The sequence below is a fragment of the Paeniglutamicibacter sp. ZC-3 genome, from assembly GCF_025847175.2.
In the GTDB taxonomy this organism is placed as follows: Bacteria; Actinomycetota; Actinomycetes; order Actinomycetales; family Micrococcaceae; genus Paeniglutamicibacter; species Paeniglutamicibacter sulfureus.
Map to the genome: position 1 here is coordinate 1 of NZ_JAOYTG010000016.1, position 21,252 is coordinate 21,252.

Below are 21,252 nucleotides of genomic sequence, written 5' to 3' on the forward strand. Positions count from 1 at the left end.
CATGGACCTCATCGACCACCACATCAAAAACCACAGAAAGTAGCCAGAGAACCGGAACCAAAAACGCCAGGATCCCCGACAATCCGGGGATCCTGGCGTTCTGTCTGTCGTAACTTCAGGCTATATGGCGTGGGTACACTTGACTACCGGTCCTGCCTCCCCCAAGTGCGGGACCGTTTCGGAAGGATCTGGTTACCCCCAAGTTCCAGTTCCTTCCAAGGGAGATACGCCGCAGACCCCAAGCTGCAGGCACTCCGGGCAGGGTTTCGCTGACAAGTCGGTGAAGCCCTGCCCTTCCTTTTTGGGCCAGGGCCTTGGTGTGCTGCCGGAATCACCGGCCGACCGGCGGGTTCCCGGCCATCTCGTCATCGGGATGGGTGCCCAGTCCATGCTCGGTGGCCGGCGGGGAATCGCGTCGCGGTTCCGCATGCCGTGCGTGCAGGAAGACAAGGATGAAGGTGCCCACTGCGGCACCCACGGTGTTGGCCACAATGTCCAGGAGCGAGGCGAAGCGGTTGGGCAGCAGCAGTGCCTGGCCGAGCTCGATGAGGCAGGACGCGGCGAAGCCCGCGGCCAGCGGGTGCCACCATTTCCTGGTCCATGCCGCAGCGATATAACCGAATGGAATGAAAAGCAGGATGTTCGCGCCGAATTCGAACTTGTTGTATCCGAAGAACGAGGGCATACCATGGGCGTGCAGCCACCCGATGATACTGCTCAGGCTTCCGCTGACAGGACGATCCACCGGCGTCGGCCAAAAGGCGATCATTGCCAAAGCCAGCAGATATGCGGCGGCGAGGAACACAGTGAAATGGAAATGTGGCTTGGTCATGTGGCTCAGTCGGATGGGGTGGTTGCGGGCGTGAGGACGTCCGTACGGATTGCGGGAAGGCATCCCGGCAATTCTACGGCAGGGCCGTGCGCCGGGGATTTTGCGGGGGATTGGCCGGACGCATGGACCGGGAAAGTCACCCACTAAGATGACGGGCATGGAGCCAGTCGCGAAACCGAATACGCCCGTCGTCGCGGTTCGCGATGCGGTCCAGGATGATGCCGCTGCCATCGCCCGGGCCCTGGTTGCGGCCTGGCGCGCAGCCTACGCGGGCATCATCGATGCCGCATTCCTGGAGAGCATGGACGTGGACCTCATCGCCCGGAGTTGGGCGCGGACCTTGGCCCGGGGAACAGTTTCCCGCCCGATAGTCGCTGTGGTTGGCGGGGACGTGGTGGGGTTTTGCCAGTTCGGGGTGCCGCGGGACGAAGCTGCAGCGAGCACCGGAGAACTCTATGCGCTGAACCTGCTTCCGGAGTGCTGGGGCAGGGGTTTGGGTACCGTGCTCCTGCATGAGGCGGCCGGCCGGCTGCGCGTGCGAGGATACTCCGAGGCCTATCTGTGGGTCGCCGAGGGAAACCAGCGGGCCATGGACCTGTACCTGCGCCACGGGTGGCGGGACACGGGGATCACCAAGGAAGACCCGCGATTCACCCCGCCCCTGATGGAGCGCCGCTTCCGCATCGGCTTCGATTGAGTCCTCCTCCGTCACGGATTCCGGGGGACGAGCCTAGTCGAAGAGTGTCTTTGGTCGTCCGAGGCGTTTTCCGTCGACCAGGAAATCGGTGCGCTCGTTGTAGAAGCAGACCAGCCCGGCCAGTGCGGCGGACTCGGGCAACGGCTTCGCGTAGCTCCATGCCACGTTCTTTCCCCCGCTTGCAGGTGCCCAGTAGTTGGCGGTTCCCTTGTACGGGCACATGCTCATGGTCTTGGTGGCCACCAGCGCGTCCCACCTCACCTCCTCGGGCTTCACGTAGTAGCGCGGTGGAAGGGATCCCTCAAAGAGCATGACCGGGTGGGCGGATTCGGCCAGCACCATGCCATCGAGTTCCACCCGCACATGCCTGCTGGAGGGAACGATGTCGACCCGGTGGAACGGGTCACGCGGGTGGGCATGTATGTCCTGGTCTTCCTCAAGCCAGTCGAAGGCCCAGAAGTCCAGGAGCACGGCGCCGTCCAAGTCGGGATCCGCAAGGCGGAAGGCTGCGGCATCCGCTGCATGCCCGGACACCCGGACATCCAGTGCGGTGCCCTCCGCGGTGTGCAGGGCAAAGGCGTCATCGGGGGTTAGTACCTTCGCTTCCTCCGGAACGCGGGAGACCTCGGCAGCGGATTCGGTGAGCTCGGCCAGGACGTCGGATTCGGGTACGGCGTAGATCGGCACAATGCGCCGGGGTTCCCAGACGAGCAGTGCGTGCGTGGTGTCCGCGACGGGTTGGCCGCCGAGGGCCGCGCGGATCCTCTTGGCTGACGGTTCGTACCGCAAGGCGGAGAATGACTGTTTGAACAGGTGTGAAATTCGAGTGGCCACGGCGCCAGTATGCGCCCGGCCCGGGGCGCGGTCAATGAGCGGGATGCGTGCGCAAGCCGAGGCCATGGCAGAGGGATGTTCGGGTGACATCGCCTCCGCCAGGTCCGCCACGGACGGGGAACAGGCGGACCTGGGGGAATTGCGGCTCAGTGCCTGGCTCCGAGGACCAGCCCGTCGATGTCCTCGAGCGAAACGGGTCCATAGTCCCGTGAGTCGATCGATCGCTCTCGGTTGTCGCCCATGACGAAAACGGTCCCGTCGGGAACGTCGGTGCGTGGGTAGTAGGTCCCGTCGATGGTGGCCAGGTCCACGAACGGCTCGTCCACCGGGGACGAATCGACATACAGCACCGCGTCCTGGACCTCGATCTGTTGCCCCCCGACGGCAACGACCCGCTTGATCAGGGGAGTTCCGTCCACCGGGGAGGCGAAGACCACCAGATCACCCGGATGCACGCCCGAGAGCTCCGGCCCCGGCTTGAAGACAAACACCAGGCTGCCGGCCTTCACCGTGGGTTCCATGCTGTCCGACCGGACCGCCACCGGCTCCAGGATCCAGAGCCGGCAGGCCAGGGCCACCAACACAAACACTGCGGCGGCGATGGCGGTGAACCTGACCCGGCGCCGCCGGCGGGCGGCGGGCGCGCCGGGGCGGTCCGTGATGGCCACGCTCAGTCATCTCCGGTTTCGGTGTCGAACTGGCACGGTGCGGCAAGGATCGGGTCATTGACATCCTCATCCATTTCGCCCAGGCCCACCCGGAACTGGAACATCATGGAATGGTCCTCGTGCGGGAGGTTGTGGCAATGCACCATGTATCGGCCCATGTGCGGTCCGAATTTCATGATGACCTTGACCTTCTCGTTTTCTCCGATGTACACCACGTCCTTCGGGCCCCGTTCCCAGGCCGCGGGCGGCTTGCCGTTGCGGCTAAGGATCTGGAAATCGATGAGGTGGATGTGGACCGGATGGAACCAGCCGCCGGACTTGTTCTCGATTTCCCAGATCTCCACGGAGCCCAGTTTGGGATCCGCGCTGGCGAGCTTGAAGTTGCTGGCGATGACGTCCTCCCAGGTCACTCCGTTGATGGTCCAGGGTTCGACCCCGTCGTCGCGCTGCACCCGGAAGTAGCGCTTTTCCTCCGCATCATCCTTGGTCAGTCCCATCACGTGGCTGTCCGCCAGCGTGGTGGGAATGAAGTTCCACTTCGGATCGAGCTTCATCTCCGTTTCACTCGGGGGTGCGACGACATCAAAGGCCATGATCTTGTTCGTGTTGTCATAGTCCCGGTTGTTCGCATTGGACAGGTTCCGCAATTGGATGCGCTGCCCGGGCTTGTACTTGCTGAAGTCGATCAGCACCTCGTATCGCTCGGCCATCCCGTGGCGCCAGTACTTGACGGCCTGGCTCCGCGGCATCAACCCGCCGTCGGTGGCCACCACGTACATGGGGTCCCCGGTGCTCAGCGTTGGCCGATATGAGCGTGAGATGGATGCGTTGAGCACTCGGAAGCGATACACCCGCGGCTGGACCTTCATCACCGGCCAGGGCCTGCCGTTGACCAGGATCACGTCGCCCCACAGACCGGAATGGTCCCGGTCGTCGTAGGCCAGGGCGCCGTTGGCGGCGAACATGGCGTCGCTGATGATCAACGGCACGTCGAAGGCGCCTTGCGGCAACAGCTCCCGCTCCGTCGCGTCGTGCATGATGTACAGCGCGGCGAGGCCCGAATAGACGTTCTGCGCCGTGAAGTGGACACCGTGGTCGTGGTACCAGAGCGAGCGTGCGGCCTGGGAATTGGGATAGTAGTAATCCTTGTAGAACCCCGGCAGCGTCACGTCGCTGGCGTAGCCGTCATATTGCGGCAATGACGCCGAACCGTGCAGGTGCGTGGAGGTCGCCAACAGGTGGCCGAACGTCGGGTGGTTCTTCGGCATGTGGTTGCGCATGTGCACCACCGCACGGGTGCCCTGGTCCAGCTCGATGGTGGGGCCGGGAAAGATGCCGTTGTAGCCGAGGATATTGGTGGTCTGGCGCGGGAGGATCTGCGCGACAGCCTGGCGCATGCTGATCCGGTAGTGGTTCACCTTGGCGCCGTCGACTCCGGTGGAGACGGATGATGGATGCAGGACCGGAGGCCTGGCGAACGCGGCCGCGTACGGTTTGGGCATGTCACCGGCGCGCAGTTGGCTCGCGGACTTGGCGGAGACGGTGGAAATCGGCACCGTCACCAGACCCGCACCGATGATCCCCAGGCCCCCAAGGCCGCCTAGTTGGATCAATTCCCTTCTGGAAATGGACATTGCAATTACCCCAAGTTTCTTACTGGTGTTTCGTGAAAGTCAGGCGGTCAACCGCCTGAATGGTGTTCCTTCCCCAGCGAAAGGCGGCCACCGTCAGGGCCTTCGAGCACCAAGGCAACAGCCTTGTCCGGCAGTTCGAAGACCATGGTGGCCCGCACGGATTCACCTTCTTGGACAAAGGCTGCATCCGGAGAGGACCACAGCGGGACCGGTTGGCCCGATCCGAGTCCGTCGACGATGAATCTTGCCGGATCCAGCCGGGTACCGGCAGGGTCCAGGGCCGTGAACTGCATTTCGACGCGCACCCGGTGGGTGCCGACCTGTGCATCTTGCTGCAGGGCCGCCACGGGGGAGGGCGGTTGCCATCCGTCCACCTCCAACGGGACAATGCCCGTGATCATGGCGATGCCCCCTGGAATCTCCGCCGGTGCACCCAATTGCACACTTGGAGCGGTCTTGGCCGTGTTGAGCGAGTAGCCAAGTCCGATGGCGAGCAAGCACAACAACCCGAGGGGGATGACCATGAGGTAGCGACGTGTGGCCGTTGCCGGCCTCAGCGTTCGAACCGCAACAGTACCCATGTCCACACATTGTCCAAAGTAACCTTGGGAAAACCTTGAGCACCTAGTCACAAGCTGGATCGGTGGCCACGCCGCACCATTCCCGCGACATGCCCTTGCGCGTCCGGCGGCCAATGGTGCAGCAATCCACCCGGTCTGCGGCATCCACTTGGGCAGGCGCCCCGGCGGCCTGTTCCGCCGGTGCCTGCATTGCGCCGTCGGGCCGGATCGCCCGCCGAAAATGACAATGGCCGGCAACCCTAAACAAATGCGCCGCATGTTGGTAGGTTCGGGTGAACATCACGGATGCAACACTCCGGTCTTGGGGACCGCGAACGGGGGGCTTGGGGCGGCATGGTCTATTGGGGATGCAGTGGCCAATGGGGTGCGGGAACATGAACGGGGCCAGTCACTATGCGCTTCTGGGGGTTCTCTCCTCTGCGCCGCTGGCCGTGATCAAGGCAGCCCACCGCGCCCAAATGCGCGAACACCATCCCGACGCTTCCACGGGCAACGAGGAACTGGCCAAGGCCCTGAACGAGGCGCTGCGGGTATTGCAGGATGAGAAGCTGCGTGCCGCCTACGACGCGACCCTCGGCCTGGGCGTGGGAACCGCCGGCGGGATCCGCGGGGACCGGGCGGAAGCCGACCCTAGGCAGGACGGGCAGCGAGTCCGGGATGCCGGGGCGCAGAACCGGGCGCGTTCCGCCGCGGCCGAGGCGATCCGCCGGGAGCGCGAACGCGACAAGGCCAAGGCCCGCCGCGAAGCCTGCGCCCGGGCCAACGCGCGCTGGTTTGCCCACCAGGATCCCGCGCACCTGGCGGGCCTGGACGTCTTCGCGCTCAGCGAGATCAGGCTCTCCTCCATGCGCTGGCACCAGCGGGACTACCCGCCACTGCGGATCCGCGAGCCCGGGCGGCGGGGGCCGGGATGGGGGCGGATCGGTGCGTGGCTGCTGCTGGCCATCGTGATGCTGCTGGCCTGCGTGCCCGCGGCGATCGTGGCGCGGGGGAACCGGGCACCGGCGGCAACCGTCCTGCTGCTGGTGCTCCTGGTTCCGGTGCCGGCGCTGCTGGGTGCCTGGGCACGGGCCGGCGGTCGCGCAGGACCCTGGCCGAGCGTTCCCTACGTCCTGTTCCTCGCCTACGCCGGCGGACTGCTGGTTCCCGCGCTCGCCGGAGGACCCAATGTCAACCCCGTTCCGCTGGGCTGGTTGTGCGCCTACTTGGTGGGCGTCGAAACCTTCCGGGCGACGACCGCCCCGCCACGGCGCCCCCGGGCCAAGAGGCTGTTGGATCCGGAACAGGTGCGCCAGCGCACGGGCTGGGAGTTCGGCCCGTCCCTGGACACCGCGGAACTACTCACCGGCCAGTTGCTGGCGCACCTGGACCGGCTGCCCGGGAGCCGCACGATCCACCCGCTGGCATTCCCCGGGGACCCGAACCGGCAGGTGGGCCACGGCGTGCTCTGCGGCAACCGCCTGGCCCTACTCGAATCCATCCACTGTCCCGGCGGCCAGTACTTTTGGTGGCAGGGCAGGCTGCTGGCACAACGCCCCGGCCGAGACCCGGCGGACATCGGGAACCGGTTCCCGCTGGCCGTGGCCGGATACCGCAGGCTGTTTCCCGAACTCCAGGTGCGCGGCTGGACGGTGTTCCACGCCAGCGACGGGGCGGCCATGCTCACCAACAACCAGGCCGCCGGCCAGCTCCCGCGGCTGGCCACCGCCCAGATGGCCCTGCGGGAAGTGGGGGACTGGCTGGCCGCAGGGGAGCCGAACGTCGTTGACCGGCAGGCCCTCTCGGCCCTGGTGCTTGGCTTCGGCAGGGGCGAACGCCTGCTCCCGTAGTCGCGCCGGCCCCCGGCCCGCCGGGCACAGCGCCAATTGGGGTACAGCCCACCGGTGACGCGGCGGTGCCCCGGGCCTATCATGGGAAAGACCCCCCCCATGGGTACGCCAGGCCGCGAAGAAGCGGGCGGTGTGCGCCCCCATACGTCGCAAGGAGTCAGCGATGAGCGACACCGAGCAGTCCATCAGCCGCTACACCACGGGGAACCTGCGCGAGCGGCTGCATGCCGCACTGCGGGACTCGGGGCTGGAACCGGAGGTCCTGCAACCGGAAGAGCTCGGCGAAGCCGACCACCTGCACACCGGCGGCAGGGCCGCCACCGCGGCGGTGGCACAGGCGGCGGGCATCGGGCTGGGAACCCGGGTGCTGGATGTGGGCAGCGGCATCGGCGGCCCCGCGCGCTACTTTGCGCACCTGGGTGCGGTGGTCACCGGCGTGGACGTCACCGAGGAATTCGTCGTCCTGGCCAGGGAGCTTGACGCCGCCTGCGCCATGGCCGGCTCCATCACCATGCTGGTTGCCCCGGGACACAAGACGGGCCTGCCCGCCGGCTCCTTCGACGCGGCAACCATGCTGCACGTGGGCATGAATGTGGCCGACAAGCCGGCGGTGTTCGCCGAGGTGCACCGCTTGCTGCGGCCCGGGGGAGTGTTCGCGGTCTACGACCTGATGGGCACCAACACCGTTGGCTACCCCATGCCGTGGGCCGACGCCGCATCGGCGTCCTATGTGGAAACCGAGGAGGGCTACCTCGACCACCTCCGCGCGGCCGGGTTCATCATCACCGAAAACACCGACCGCAGCGCCGCGGTGCTCAAGCACATGGCCGATGCCGACGCAGCCTCCAGGCGCTCCCCTTCGCCCCTGGCCGCCCCCATCCTGCTGGGCGCGGACCCGGCGGACAGGATGGGAAACCTGGTGGCGGCAGTGAAGTCCGGCGCCCTGGTGCCCCGGCTGATGGTTGCCGTGCGCCACGTCTAGGGGTCGAATCCGCAGCGGAGGTGCTGCTTTCCGCGCGGGCCGCGGTGCCGGGGTCCTGTCCGCCCCACGTAGAATGTTTCACTGGCGCTGCCCACTGCGGCGTGCGGGAGAAACCCGCGCCTGCACGCACACGCAACACATAAGGAGCACACCGTGGCCCAACCGAAGAACCTGAAGAAGCTTGTCCGCACCCGCATGGACCGCACCGGTGAAAGCTACACCACCGCCCGCAAGGCGATCCTCGCCGCCAAGCCCACCCGCCCGGCCAGCGCCCAGGACGCCGCCGCCGCGGCTGCTGCAGCAGAGGAAGCGGAGCTGCCCGAGTACCCTGCCCCGGAAAACGTCGTCCAGTACGATGCAGGGCTCTGGCACCGCGTGCTCACCCAGGCCGGGGTCACCCACCCGCTCACCGGCGAGCCGATGAGCGAGGCGCTGCTGGCCGGGCTTGCCGGCGGCATCGGCTTCATGGCCTTCACCTTCGTCTACGAGGAAGTCACCACGGCCACCGTGGTCACCCGCGCGCATCCGGAGCCGTACACCGCCAACCTGCTGGCCCGCTGCGGGGCCGTGCTCAGAGAGCGCACCACCGGCAGCGCGCGCCTGGCCGCCGACTACCTGGACGCCGGGCTGGATGCCGGCCGCGCCGTGGTGGTGCGCGCCTCAGTCGCAGCCCTGCCCTGGATCGACGCCGACGTGGTGGAGGACTCCGACTCCATCGACCTGGTGGTCGTCGGCGAACACGGCGATGACCTGCTCATCGACGACGGCTCCGGCTCGCTGACCCCCATCAGTCCCGAAGACCTGGCCGTGGCCCGCTCCCGCCGCAAGAAGGACAAGCACTGGCAGGCCTGGGTGCCCGAGAGCACCGGCCCGGACGCCGCCACCCTGGCCGCCAATGTGCGCGAGGCCATCGCCCAAACCACCGGGCGCCTGCTGGGCACCAGCGAGCTGGAGGGAATCCCCGCGCACTTCGCCAAGAACTTCGGCGTGGCCGGGATGGACAACTGGGCGCAGAAGCTGCGCGACACCACCACCGCCAAGGGCTGGACGCGGATCTTCGAGGAGCCCGCCCGCCTGGAATCCGGGCTGTCCCAGGTCCTGGGCTTCCTCACCGACACCCGCTTTGGCGGACTCGGCGCGCTGCGCGGCCAGTACGCGGACTTCCTCACCGAGGCCGCCACGCTGCCCGGGCTCGCGCCGCTGGCCGCCCACGCCGCCGACTACGCGCACCTGGCCCAGGACTGGATCGTGTTCACCGACCTCATCGACCCGTCCATCGATCCCGAGGAACGCTCGTCGCACTTCGCGACCCTGGCCGACCAGCTCGAGGTCATCGCCGCGGCAGAGGAACGCGCGGCCACCGCGCTGGCCACCACGCTGGGCACCCTGGGCCACTGAAGCCCACTCCCTGGACGGCGTCGCCCCCCCCATCGGGGCACGTCACGCGGGCGGGGTCCGGGTGAGGCGGGAGCCGGCCCCCGCCGGCGGGCTGATAGGGTGGTGCGGTGACTTACGAGATTGAAATCGGGCGCTCCAAGCGCGCAGCCCAGGCGTACTCCCTTGACGATGTGGCGATTGTTCCCAACCGCCGCACCCGCGACCCGCAGGATGTCTCGGTGACCTGGCAGATCGACGCCTACAAATTCGAGACCCCGATCCTGGGTGCGCCCATGGACTCGGTGATGAGCCCCGCCACCGCCATCGCGCTGGGCAAGCTCGGCGGCCTGGGCGTGCTGAACCTCGAGGGGCTGTGGACCCGCTACGAGGATCCGGCCAAGGTGCTCGAGGAGATCGCCGCCCTTCAGTCCGCCAACGGCGGGCACTTCGACCCGGCCATCACCGCACGGCTGCAGGAGCTGTACGCAGCCCCGATCCAGCCCGAGCTGATCACCGCGCGCCTGGCGGAAATCCGCGACGCCGGGGTGACGGTGGCCGGCTCGCTCACCCCGCAGCGCACCCAGGAGCACTACAAGACCGTCGTGGCCGCGGGCGTTGACGTGTTCGTCATCCGCGGCACCACCGTCTCGGCCGAGCACGTGTCCAAGAACCAGGAACCGCTGAACCTCAAGCAGTTCATCTACGAGCTCGACGTCCCGGTCATCGTCGGAGGAGCCGCCGGTTACACCCCGGCACTGCACCTGATGCGCACCGGCGCCGCCGGCGTGCTGGTGGGCTTTGGCGGCGGCGCCTCGGGCACCACCCGCCGCGCACTGGGCATCCACGCGCCGATGGCCACCGCCATCTCCGACGTCGCCGAGGCCCGCCGCGACTACCTGGACGAGTCCGGCGGACGCTACGTGCACGTGATCGCAGACGGCGGCCTGGGCACCAGCGGCGACATCGTCAAGGCCATCGCCATGGGCGCCGACGCCGTGATGCTCGGCACCGCCCTGGCCCGCGCGCAGGAAGCCCCGGGAGCCGGCTGGCACTGGGGAATGGAAGCCGCGCACGAGGACAGCCCGCGCGGGGACCGGGTCAAGGTCGGCACCGTGGGACCCATGGAGACGGTGCTCTTCGGTCCCTCGAGCCACACCAACGGCACCTCGAACATCGTCGGTGCGCTGCGCCGCTCGATGGCCACCACCGGGTATTCGGACCTCAAGGAATTCCAGCGCGTCGACATGGTGGTTTCCCCCTACGAGGCCGACTAGCGACACCGGCGATCCGCCACAGGCGCCCACCGCGCCAACGACGGCCGGGCACGATCCGCCGCTTCCACCAGGAAAGCGGGCGATCCGCGCCCGGCCGTTTCGCATCTGCCTGCGACCCCTGCCGCAATCCCTGCCCGCGACCCCTGCCCGCGACCCCTGCCGCGACCCCTGCCGCAATCCCCGCCGGGCATGCCGGGCGGCTGCCCCCGTGTACGCTACAAGGCCAGGGCACAGCGCCGGTTGCGCAGCCCCCCATCCCGCCCGTTGACCGCCACCTTCGAATCGATCCCCATGACTTCAATCCAGCCGACGCCGGAAGACGAGACAACCCCCGAGCTGACCACCGGCGCCATGGTGGTCCTTGAACTGGCCACCCCCACCCGCGACGAGGCGGTTGCAGTCCTGGCCGAGCGGCTCCTTGCGGCCCGCCGGATCGCGGACCTGCCCGGCTTCCTCTCCGATGTCCACCGCCACGAGCACCAGCTGGCCACCGGCCTTCCCGGCGGCATCGGCCTGGCCCACGCCCGCAGTTCCTTCGTCGCCGCACCCAGCATCTGCGTGGGCGTCATGGCCTACGGCCACGGCCTGGACTTCGGCGCCAAGGACGGAGCAGCGCACGTGGTGCTGCTGCTGGCCACCCCCGCGTCCAGCTATTCCGGGCACCTGTCGATGCTCGCCGCGCTGGCCCGCTCGCTGGCCAAGGAGTCGTTCCGCGAATCCCTGCGCCGCGCCAACGACCCCGGGGTCATCGCCGAGCTGATCAACTCCACCGTCGACTTCTCCACCGTCTGATATGTCACCCGCGGTGTAATCCGCGCCACGTCGGCATCACGCGATCCCTCCTTGGCCGGGCACCACCGAACCCCCGGTCGCCAGCGGAAACGCGCCGCCGGGCACCTCCCGCGCACCGGTCGGCGCCGCCGGGAACGAGCGGTGCGCGCCAGGGGTTCCATTGGCTCTTCCACGTCGAATCGAAGTACGGTGGTACTGTGCTGAAAACTGCCCTTAAACCCCGTTGGATCCTGGCCTTGGTTGGCGCCATCGTTGTTGCCACCGGCTTTGTCCTGCTGAGTCAATGGCAGTTCAACCGCTCGCAGACCGAGGCCCCGCCCCCGGTGACCACCACCGAACGCGTCGTTCCGCTCACCGGCCACCTGAAGCCCGCCACCGACCTGATGGCCCGCGAGGCAGACCAGATGGTCTCCGCCTCCGGCAGCTTTCTGCCCGGCACGCAGGTCCTGGTGAAGAACCGCATCGAGGATTCACGCACCGGCTACTGGGTCGTCGCGGCCTTCAAGGTCGACGATGCGCCGGCGGGCAACACCATCCCGGTGGTGCGCGGTTGGCAGCCCGACGACGCAACCCCCGCCGCCGCCCCGACAGGGACGCTGGAGATCACCGGCCGGCTGCTGCCCACCGAGGCGCCCATCGCCGAGGACGCGCGCGACGGCATCTTCCCCTCGCTGTCGGTGGCCCAGCTGATCAACGTCTGGGACGTGCCCTCCTACAGCGGCTTCGTCGTCGCCTCGACGGTGGCCGGGCCCGACGGCACCGACCTCTCCGCCGCCGCGACCGGCTTGGTCCAGGTCGACGTGGGCCCGCAGCCCCAGGAACGTCAGATCAACTGGCTGAACATCTTCTACGGCATCGAGTGGGTGGTCTTCGCCGGCTTCGCGGTGTTCCTCTGGTACCGGCTGGTGGCCGACGACTACCGCCGCCAGCGGGAGGACATCGCCGATGCCGCCGCGCTTGCCGCGGGCCTGGACCCGGCGATCGTCTACCAGCGCCAGCTCGACCACGAGAACCCGGCGACGGCATCCCCGGACACTGCCTCCCCGGAACACGTCGCGCCGGACTCTGACTTACCGGCACACGTCTCCCCGGGCTCCACGTCCGAGAACCCCACGTCAGCAAACCCCGCCCCCCAGAACCGCGAATCCCCAACCAGCGCTTCCCAACACAAGGACCAGTCGTGACCGAAGAAAACTCCGCCCCCAAGGTGCGCCGCTTTGCCGGCACCCCCTCCCAGATCCGCGGCGCCGCCACCTTCTACAAGGTGCTGGCCTACGCCACCGGCGTGATGCTGCTGCTGCTCTGCGCCGAAATGATCGTGAAGTACTTCTGGCACCTGGAGCTGTTCATCGGCGGCACCCTGCTCGACGGCGGCTCCAACGCCGTGGGCCTGGTCAACCGGGCCGACATCGCCGGCGGCGTCAACGTCTCGCTGGCCATCCTGATCATCCACGGCTGGATGTACGTCGTCTACCTGCTGGCCGACTTCCGCCTGTGGTCGCTGATGCGCTGGCCCTTCAGCCGCTTCATCACCATCGCCCTGGGCGGCGTCGTGCCGTTGCTCTCCTTCTTCATGGAGAAGAAGGTCCACGGCGAGGTGGAGACCGAGCTGGCCTCCCACCCGCAGGCCGCCAAGCGCTACTAGGCCACGCGGCGCTGCGCCCAGCAGCACCCCCGCCGGCGCCAACCCGCCGGCACGCCACCGCCAGGGGCGGTCTTTGCATGCGCAGCAGCGCATCCGCAAGGCCGCCCCTCGCGCATTCCCCGCCGATCCCACGCATTCCCCGCCCGTCCTCGTCGCCGACATCCATCAACCTCGGCGCCAGCAGGCCCGCCCACGTCGCCGTGATCCACTTCCCCGCACATTTGTCGGTGCCGGCAGCGGTCCGGGTCGTGGGTGGCGCACACTCTAGGGCATGAGGACTTCCGCCGCACCGATCCCCCCGAGAGGGCACGAGGGCACCAACATCGCGGTCAGCGACCTGGCCACCGCGGTGCTGGCGCTTCGGGCCGCCGCGCAAAGGGCCGGCGGGATGGGGCTCGACGCGGCCTCCAGCGCCATGGTGCTGGGCCTTCTCGAGCACGGCCGGCGCACCATCGGCTACGCCCTGCTTCAGGCGACGTTCCAGGCCGACGCGACCGGCATCCACCGGCTGGACCCGGAAACCGCCACGGCCATCGACGACCTGGCCGCCGATCCCCGGACCCTGGCCGACGGCAGCGCAGCGGCCCCGCCGGAGCGCTTCGTCCCCGGCATGGCCGTGCACCGCAACACCGCCGAGTACCTGCAGGCGCACCTGCACATCTCCGCGACCGAGGCCCGCAGTCGGCTGACCGGTGCCCGGCTGCTCATCGCCCCTGCCCCGGCATCGCCGATTCCCGCCGACGGGGACGAAGCCGCGCAACCCGGGCAGTCCGGCGCCGGCACCGCGGGCGCGGCGCCGAGCTTCCCGGTGCTGGCCGGCACCGCGGCCGACGGCAGCGCGGACGTGGGGACCGTAGCCCAGCTGGCCGGCCGCCTCGAGTCCCTGCGGCCGCGCATTGCCGCCCGACCCGACGCGGCGAACCTGAACACCGCCATCGAGGAATCCCTGGCCCACGAGGCACGCACCGCTCCGCCGCGCAGCTGCCACAAGGCGCTGTCGGATTGGACGGCCTACCTCCAGGAGAACGGCGCGCCGATCACCGACGAGGAGATCCGCGCCAAGCGCGGCATGGTCTATCGCGGTTTTCGCGAGGGCTGCGACGAGTACCTGTTGCGCTGCGACCCCATCGACTCCGAAATCCTCCTCGCCTTCGCCGAGGCCTGGAGCAACCCGCGCTCCGACAGGGTCCCGCCCGCCTCCGCTTCCACCGCCGGACCCCCTTCGGGTCCGGGCACAGCGTCCTCGGCCCCTTCGGTCCCCGCTCCGGCCCCGGAAAACGGACAGGGCTCACCGGCCTCCGGCAACAGCAAGGCCACCTCGGTCACCGGAGCCCCCGGAACCGCTGGCCTCCCGGCCCCGGAATGGGCCCTGGCCCTGGGCATCGACCCGGCCCTGGCGCCCCTGAGCGAACTGGCCTGCGGCGCGCCTGCTGCCGTCACCCCCGGGGCCTCGTCTTCGGAGGCGGCTCGCCGCACCTCCCCGCAGCTGCTGCTCGACGCCGTCCTCGCTGCGGTCTCCGGGGCCCTCTCAGGCTCCGCGCCCCTGCAAAGCGGCGGGATGCCGGTGAAGATCGGTGTGCTGATCGGCTACCGCGCCCTGCTGGGCCAGTGCGAGGACGCAGGGATCACCGCCCACGGCCGCCCGATTTCCGCCGCCAACATCCGCCGCCTCGCCTGCAACGGCGACATTCTCCCCGCAGTGCTCGGCACCGACGGGGAGATCCTGGACCTGGGACGGGAGGCGCGCAGCTTCTCCCCGGCGCAGCGCAAGGCCATCGCCCTCCGCGACCGGGGCTGCGTCATCCCCGGCTGCCACCGCCCGGCCTCCACCTCCGAGGTCCACCACGTGGTGCCCTGGATGGAAGGCGGCCCGACCAGCGTCGACAACGGCGCAAGCCTGTGCCAACACCACCACCTCATGGTGCATGCCGGACTCATCACCCTGAAGATGATCAACGGGATTCCCTACGTCATCGCCCACGCCGGCCAACCCCGCGGCGACCCGGAACGAAACCTCTTCTGGCACCCGGAATTGCGCACCGCCGGCTACACCCCGCCGCTGTTCTCCGACTGAGTTCTTCCCGACGGATCCACCCGCGGCAAATCCCCGCGGCAACGCCTGCCGCAAATCCCTGTCGCAAATCCGCGTCGCAACCTCCGTCGCAACCTCCGCGGCAAGCCCATCGGCCCACGGGCCGATGGGCCACGGGCCGATGGGCCGCGGGAAGGCTCCAAAGTGCCAACATGACGCGGCCGGGGCCACGCCCAAAGTAGTTTGCGTCACCCTCGGCCACTTCAAGATGCAAGCGGGCTCCCCGGGCGGCTAAGCTTAGGCGCGTGACCAACACACCCAGCACCCCAGAGCACCAGCCGGTTCTGGTCGTCGATTACGGGGCCCAGTACGCACAGCTGATTGCTCGGCGTGTACGCGAAGCCAACGTGTATTCGGAGATCGTCCCGCATACCTTCACCACCGAACAGATTCTCGCCAAGAACCCGGCGGCAATCATCCTCTCCGGAGGCCCCTCGAGCGTATACGCCGACGGTGCCCCGAGTGTCGGTGCCGACCTTTTTGAGGCAGGTGTGCCGGTCCTGGGCATCTGCTACGGCTTCCAGGCCATGGCCAACGCCCTCGGCGGCGTTGTCGCCGAGACCGGCTTGCGCGAATACGGTGCAACCGACGCCAGCTCCAGCGGAGCCGCACGCTCCATCCTGGCCGGCATCCCGGAAAACCAGAACGTCTGGATGAGCCACGGCGACTCTGTCTCCAAGGCCCCCGAGGGCTTCGAGGTCCTGGCCACCACGGCCGGCGCCCCCGTTGCCGCCTTCGCCAACGAGGCCAAGCGCCTCTACGGCGTGCAGTGGCACCCGGAGGTCAAGCACTCGGCCCACGGCCAGCAGGTGCTGGAGAACTTCCTGTACCACGGTGCCGGCCTTGACGGCTCGTGGACCGCTGCCAACATCCTGGACGAGCAGGTCGAAAAGATCCGCGCCCAGGTCGGCGACGGCCGGGCCATCTGCGGCCTGTCCGGCGGCGTTGACTCCGCCGTGGCGGCCGCACTGGTGCAGCGCGCCATCGGCGACCAGCTCACCTGCGTGTTCGTGAACCACGGACTGCTGCGCGAAGGCGAAGCCGAACAGGTCGAAATGGACTTCGTCGCCGCCACCGGCGCGAAGCTCTACATCGCCGACGAGCGCGAACGCTTCCTGACCGCCCTGGACGGCGTGACGGATCCGGAAACCAAGCGCAAGATCATCGGCCGCGAATTCATCCGCGCGTTCGAGGCAGCGGAAACCGCGATCCTCGCCGAGGCTGCCGACTCCGGCCAGCCGGTGAAGTTCCTGGTGCAGGGAACCCTGTACCCGGACGTCGTGGAATCAGGCGGCGGCGAGGGTGCCTCCAACATCAAGAGCCACCACAACGTGGGCGGGCTTCCCGAGGACCTGGACTTCGAGCTGGTCGAGCCGCTGCGCGCGCTCTTCAAGGACGAGGTCCGTGCCGTGGGCAAGCAGCTTGGCCTGCCGGCCGAGATCGTCATGCGCCAGCCGTTCCCCGGCCCGGGCCTGGGCATCCGCATCATCGGTGCGGTCAACGAGGAGCGCCTGGAACTGCTGCGCAAGGCCGACGCGATTGCCCGCGCGGAGCTCACCGCCGCCGGCCTGGACGAGGAAGTCTGGCAGATGCCCGTCGTCCTGCTGGCCGACGTGCGCTCCGTGGGCGTGCAGGGCGACGGCCGCACCTACGGCCACCCGATCGTGCTGCGCCCGGTGTCCTCCGAGGACGCCATGACCGCAGACTGGTCGCGCCTGCCCTACGACCTGCTGGCCCGGATCTCCAACCGGATCACCAACGAGGTCGACGGGGTCAACCGCGTGGTGCTGGACGTGACGTCCAAGCCGCCGGGAACCATCGAATGGGAGTAAGCCCGACGGCGTAGACGCGCCGGCGGCAAAGTTCAGGGGGGAGCCTACGCGGGCTTCCCCCTGAACTGTTTTCACGAAAAACTGTTCACCCGGAACTGTTCACGCGGAACTGTTTTCCAAGGGGGGGTATGCCGTCCGCGGCCCCCGGGATTCCGTCGGCCTACGGCGCTGCCGCCGCGGTCGCCGCGCACTGGCTGTTCAACCAGCGGACGCACGGGGTTAACCCCGCCGGCGGCCCGGCGCGGCGCAATGTGGCCCCGCGGCCGAATAGACCGGCGCCGAACGTGTTTTGGTTCGTCATCGCGCGCCCGTTTTGGACTAGGTTGGTAAGGGCTGAATGTATCCACGTGGCAACTCGCCGCGCGGGTGCGGCAGCATTCAGGCAAGAGGTGAAGGGACGGAATGGTGGCAGAGCACCAGCAGCACACAGATGAATTGGTCTCCACGTGGGTTGAATCCCTGGGCCCAGGGGTGGGAACCGACACGTTGCTGCGGTTTGCCCCCTCGGTGTCCAACAGCATCGACATCACCCACGCGCATCCTTCGGGGCTTGCCCAGTTCCTGGCAGGACGACGCACCCGGCTCTCCACGCTGCTGCGCGACTCGGACCAATACGATTCCGCCCGACGCACCGCCGACGCACTGCGCGGCAAGATCCGCGAGCTCTGGGACGAGCGCGGCATCGACGTCGGCTATCTCTCCGCCGGCCAGGCCAACTGGCGCGCCGTGCACGAGGGTCGCAGCGAGCAGTTCAACGCCCCCATCATGCTCGGGCGCATCGTGCTCTCGGTGCGCGATGACCAGGACGACTTCGAGATCCAGCTCATGGGCCGGGCCGAGTTCTCTCCCGCGCTGCTGCGCTACCTGCGACGCCAGCACCGCCTGGACATCGACGTCGAGGCGATCAACGCCGCCGCCTACTCCATCGCCCGCTTCGACCCGACCCGCGCGATGGACGCGCTGCGCACCCAGGTCGCCGACGTCTCCGGCATGGTCATCGCCCACCGCCTGCTGATCTCCACCTTCGCCGACCTCGCCGACCCGGCGGACCCGGGCAGCATCGACATGCGGCACCCCGTGCTGGAAAAGCTTTTCGAGGCGGAGCTGAGCCGCGGCGAACGCGCCCCCGGCACCTCCTCCAGCTCCACGGCCAAGAAGGGCCACACCCGCCCCGCCCGCAGCAGCGACGAGCGCAACCCCGCCGACGAGCTGCTGTTGCTGGATGCCGACGAGTCCCAGCAGGCGGTGCTGGACCTCGTCGAGGCGGGGGAGTCGGTGGCCGTCAGCGCCCCGGCCGGCAGCGGACAGACCCAGACGGCGCTGAACGCCGCCGGCGTGTTGGCTTCCGCGGGCAAGCGCGTGCTGGTGGTGGCCGAAAGGCGCTCCAGCGCCGAGGAATTCGTGGCCCGCTTCGCCGGGCTGGACCTGGCCGGAACCGCGCTGCTGCTGAGCCCCGAGGAGGACCCCGACGCGTTGCGCGACCTGCTGACCCGGGCGATCCTGCGCAACGAGCGCGCCACCGAACCGCAGCTGGGCAAGCTGCACGCCTCGCTGCGCGAACACCGCCACGCCCTGCTTGACCACGTGCGTTCGCTGCATTCCACCCGCGCCCGCTGGGGCTGCTCGCCCTACCGGGCCATGCAGGAACTGGCCCGGCTCACGTCGCTGGACCCCGCGCCCGCCACCATGGTGCGGCTGAAGCGCTCGGTGCTCGACTCGATCACCAGCCGCACCGCCACCGCCGAGCAGCTCAAGCGCGCCGCGGAGCTCGGTGCCTTCGTCCGGGCCTCGGCCTCCAGCCCCTGGTACGGGGCGCGGCTGCGCAACAAGCGCGACACCGACACCGCCCTTGACCTGGTCACCGGGCTGCAGCGGGACCTGCCGATCCTGCGCGAGCACATGCTCAAGGTCGCCGCGCACTCCGAGATCCGCCTGGCCGACTCCTACAACAAGTGGGGCGAGCAGCTGGACCTGCTGGTTGCCGTGCGCTCGTCGCTGGACAAGTTCGAGTCCGACATCTTCGACAAGTCGGTGGAGGACCTGATCTCCGCCACCGCCTCCTCCTCCTGGCGCCGGGAGCGCGGCATCGAGATGAGCTCGATGACCCGCTCGCGGCTGCGCAAGGTCGCCAAGGACTACGTGCGCCCCGGCGTGCACGTCTCGGACCTGCAGTCCGCGCTCGAGGCCGTCCAGGAACAGCACCTGGCCTGGCGCCACCACGCCACCTCCCAGCGCCACCCGATGGTTCCCGCCGGGCTGCTGGACGTCAACGCCGGCTACCAGGACGCCGGTTCGCGCCTCGACAAGTTGGCGACGCTGCTGCCCGAGGCCGTCGGCCGCTCCCTGCGCGACGAGCCGGTCACCACGTTGCAGGAACGCATGGACGAGCTGCTGGAGCACAAGGGCGAACTGGACCAGCTGCCCGAACGCACGCTGATCACCGAGCAGCTGGCCGAACACGGCCTGGGTGAGCTGATGGACGACTTCCGGTCGCGCAACGTCGCCCCCGAGGCCGTCGCCGCGGAGCTGGACCTGGCCTGGTGGCAGTCGGCGCTGGAGGCCATGATCTCCGGCGACGACTTCCTGGCGATGAACGACGGGGACAAGCTGCGCCGCCTGGAGGCCGACTACCGGCTGGCCGACTCCGCGCACGTTTCCTCCGGCTCCTCGCGCCTGCGCTGGGCCCTGGCCAAGGCGTGGAAGGCCGCACTGGCCGACCACCGGGCGGCATCGCGCGAGCTGCGGGCCATGCTCAAGGACGGCGAGCCCTCCGTCGCCGACCTCGCCGCACTCGGGGACTCCCTGCTGAACTCGCTGTGCCCGGTCTGGGTTGGTTCCCCGCTGCTGATCCCCGCCACCGTGCCTGCAGGAATGGAATTCGACGCGGTCATCCTGCTGGATGCCGATTCGCTCTCGCTGCGCTCGGTGCTGGGCTCCATTTCGCGTTCCGGGCAGGTCATCGCGTTCGGCGACACCATGATGGGCGCCCCGAACCCGTTCGAGGTCTCGGTGGATCCCACGGCGCATACCCGCGTCGAGTCGGCCCCGATTTCCGCGATGGAATCCCTCCAGGAGGTGCTGCCGCTCATCCGGCTCTCCACCGCCTACCGCGGCATCGACGAGGGGCTCACCGAGTCCCTCTCGCACGACTTCTACGCCGGTTCGCTCTCCCGGCTGCCCGCCGCCCGCTCGCTGGGGGCCGGCACCCCGGCGCTGAAGGCCGAGTACGTGCCGGACGGCACCGGGTCCCTGGGTGCCGACGGCGAATCCGTCGAGACCACCGTGGCGGAGGTGCAACGCGTCGTCGACCTGGTCTTCACGCACCTGGCCCGCCGCGGCGACACCACCCTGGCCGTCATCGCCGGCAACCGGCGGCACGCCGCCGCCATCGCCGAGGGCATCCGCGTGCAGCTGCCCAACCACCCCTGGGCGACGAAGTACTTCCGCGCCGCCAAGGAACGCTTCCTGGTCACCAGCGTCGACCGCCTGGCCGGGCTGCAGCGCGACGCCATCATCCTCTCGGCGGGCTACGGCCGCACCACCCACGGCAAGACGGTGCACGACTTCGGCGCCCTGTCGCAGCCCGGCGGCGACGAGCTGTTCGTCAACGCCGTCACCCGCGCCCGCGAGTCGATGGTGCTGGTCTCGGCGCTGCGTCCGCAGGACATGGATCTGGCGCGCATGCGCTTCGGCGCCTACCGCTTCCTGGAGCTCTTCGGCCGGGTGCTCGGCGGGGATTCGGGCATGTCCTCGACCGCCACGCCGCTGCAGGACCCGCTGGTCACCGACCTGATGTCCCGGCTGGCCGAGCGCGGGGCCATCGTCACCCAGCACTACCGCGGCGTGCTGGACATCGCCGCACACGCGCTGGATGTCACCGGCAACGGCGCGGCCGTGCCGCTGGCCGTGGTGTACGACGGCACCCAGGGCTACCGGGAACTCTCGGTGCGCGAGCGCAGCCGCCTGCGCCCGCAGCTTTTCGAGGCCCTGGGCTGGCGCTATGTGCCGCTGTGGACCATCGACGTGTTCTCCGACCCCGACAAGGTTGCCAACGAGCTCGCCGGATTCCTGGCGCTTGACGCAGCCACGGGCGACGACGCAGCCCCCGGCGGCTCCACCGGCCCATCGACCGCAGGTTCGCGGAATGCCGGACGCCGGGAGTCCGACCTGGCCGATGCGTAGC

At 68.9% G+C, this 21,252-nt stretch carries 16 protein-coding genes; 11 read left to right on the forward strand and 5 right to left on the reverse strand.

Annotation, left to right across the window (positions count from 1 at the left end):
- Positions 1-331 precede the first annotated feature (331 nt).
- Positions 332-832, reverse strand: a complete 501-nt coding sequence (locus OIU93_RS15080; protein ID WP_264270881.1) for a VanZ family protein — start codon at positions 830-832, stop codon at positions 332-334.
- Positions 833-989: 157 nt separating this feature from the next.
- Here OIU93_RS15080 and OIU93_RS15085 point away from each other — a divergent pair, with 157 nt between their 5' ends.
- Positions 990-1,529, forward strand: a complete 540-nt coding sequence (locus tag OIU93_RS15085) for an N-acetyltransferase (RefSeq protein WP_264270882.1) — start codon at positions 990-992, stop codon at positions 1,527-1,529.
- Positions 1,530-1,562: 33 nt separating this feature from the next.
- On the opposite strand, the gene OIU93_RS15090 is transcribed toward OIU93_RS15085, so the two are convergent.
- From OIU93_RS15090 to OIU93_RS15105, 4 genes are all read right to left on the reverse strand, one after another.
- Positions 1,563-2,363 carry a DUF427 domain-containing protein gene (locus OIU93_RS15090; RefSeq protein ID WP_264270883.1) on the reverse strand — a complete coding sequence of 267 codons (801 nt, stop codon included), beginning with the start codon at positions 2,361-2,363 and terminating at the stop codon, positions 1,563-1,565.
- Positions 2,364-2,509: 146 nt separating this feature from the next.
- A complete protein-coding gene (lepB, locus tag OIU93_RS15095) occupies positions 2,510-3,031 on the reverse strand; it encodes a signal peptidase I (protein ID WP_264270884.1) in 522 nt (173 codons plus the stop codon).
- 2 nt (positions 3,032-3,033) lie between these two features.
- On the reverse strand, positions 3,034-4,665 hold the full coding sequence (locus tag OIU93_RS15100) for a multicopper oxidase family protein (RefSeq protein ID WP_264270885.1): 1,632 nt from the start codon (positions 4,663-4,665) through the stop codon (positions 3,034-3,036).
- 47 nt (positions 4,666-4,712) lie between these two features.
- Complete coding sequence (locus tag OIU93_RS15105; protein ID WP_264270886.1) at positions 4,713-5,246, reverse strand: hypothetical protein; 534 nt, start codon at positions 5,244-5,246, stop codon at positions 4,713-4,715.
- A gap of 374 nt (positions 5,247-5,620) precedes the next feature.
- Between OIU93_RS15105 and OIU93_RS15110 the strand changes: the two genes are divergently transcribed.
- The 10 genes from OIU93_RS15110 to OIU93_RS15155 all read left to right on the forward strand — a co-directional run bounded on the left by OIU93_RS15110 (position 5,621) and on the right by OIU93_RS15155 (position 21,251).
- Complete coding sequence (locus OIU93_RS15110; RefSeq protein WP_264270887.1) at positions 5,621-7,075, forward strand: J domain-containing protein; 1,455 nt, start codon at positions 5,621-5,623, stop codon at positions 7,073-7,075.
- A 163-nt stretch (positions 7,076-7,238) separates the two neighbouring features.
- Complete coding sequence (locus tag OIU93_RS15115) at positions 7,239-8,057, forward strand: class I SAM-dependent methyltransferase (protein WP_264270888.1); 819 nt, start codon at positions 7,239-7,241, stop codon at positions 8,055-8,057.
- A gap of 153 nt (positions 8,058-8,210) precedes the next feature.
- Entirely contained in the window at positions 8,211-9,455 is a 1,245-nt protein-coding gene (locus OIU93_RS15120) for a BtrH N-terminal domain-containing protein (protein WP_264270889.1), read from the forward strand.
- A gap of 107 nt (positions 9,456-9,562) precedes the next feature.
- Complete coding sequence (locus OIU93_RS15125; protein ID WP_264270890.1) at positions 9,563-10,708, forward strand: GuaB3 family IMP dehydrogenase-related protein; 1,146 nt, start codon at positions 9,563-9,565, stop codon at positions 10,706-10,708.
- A 291-nt stretch (positions 10,709-10,999) separates the two neighbouring features.
- Positions 11,000-11,500 (forward strand): PTS sugar transporter subunit IIA, encoded by a 501-nt coding sequence (locus tag OIU93_RS15130; RefSeq protein ID WP_264270891.1) that lies wholly within the window; start codon positions 11,000-11,002, stop codon positions 11,498-11,500.
- A 197-nt stretch (positions 11,501-11,697) separates the two neighbouring features.
- On the forward strand, positions 11,698-12,684 hold the full coding sequence (locus OIU93_RS15135; RefSeq protein ID WP_264270892.1) for an SURF1 family protein: 987 nt from the start codon (positions 11,698-11,700) through the stop codon (positions 12,682-12,684).
- The gene (locus OIU93_RS15140; RefSeq protein WP_264270893.1) at positions 12,681-13,145 is read left to right on the forward strand and encodes a DUF3817 domain-containing protein; all 465 of its coding nucleotides are present in this window, start codon (positions 12,681-12,683) and stop codon (positions 13,143-13,145) included. Before OIU93_RS15135 ends, OIU93_RS15140 begins: the two co-directional genes overlap by 4 nt.
- Positions 13,146-13,416: 271 nt before the next feature.
- Positions 13,417-15,219: an HNH endonuclease signature motif containing protein gene (locus OIU93_RS15145; RefSeq protein ID WP_264270894.1), complete on the forward strand. Its 1,803-nt coding sequence runs from the start codon at positions 13,417-13,419 to the stop codon at positions 15,217-15,219.
- Between the two features lie 263 nt (positions 15,220-15,482).
- Positions 15,483-17,069 (forward strand): glutamine-hydrolyzing GMP synthase, encoded by a 1,587-nt coding sequence (guaA, locus tag OIU93_RS15150; RefSeq protein WP_264270895.1) that lies wholly within the window; start codon positions 15,483-15,485, stop codon positions 17,067-17,069.
- A 402-nt stretch (positions 17,070-17,471) separates the two neighbouring features.
- Positions 17,472-21,251, forward strand: coding sequence for a DNA helicase (locus OIU93_RS15155; protein WP_264270896.1), 3,780 nt, complete (start codon positions 17,472-17,474; stop codon positions 21,249-21,251).
- Position 21,252: the final 1 nt, after the last annotated feature.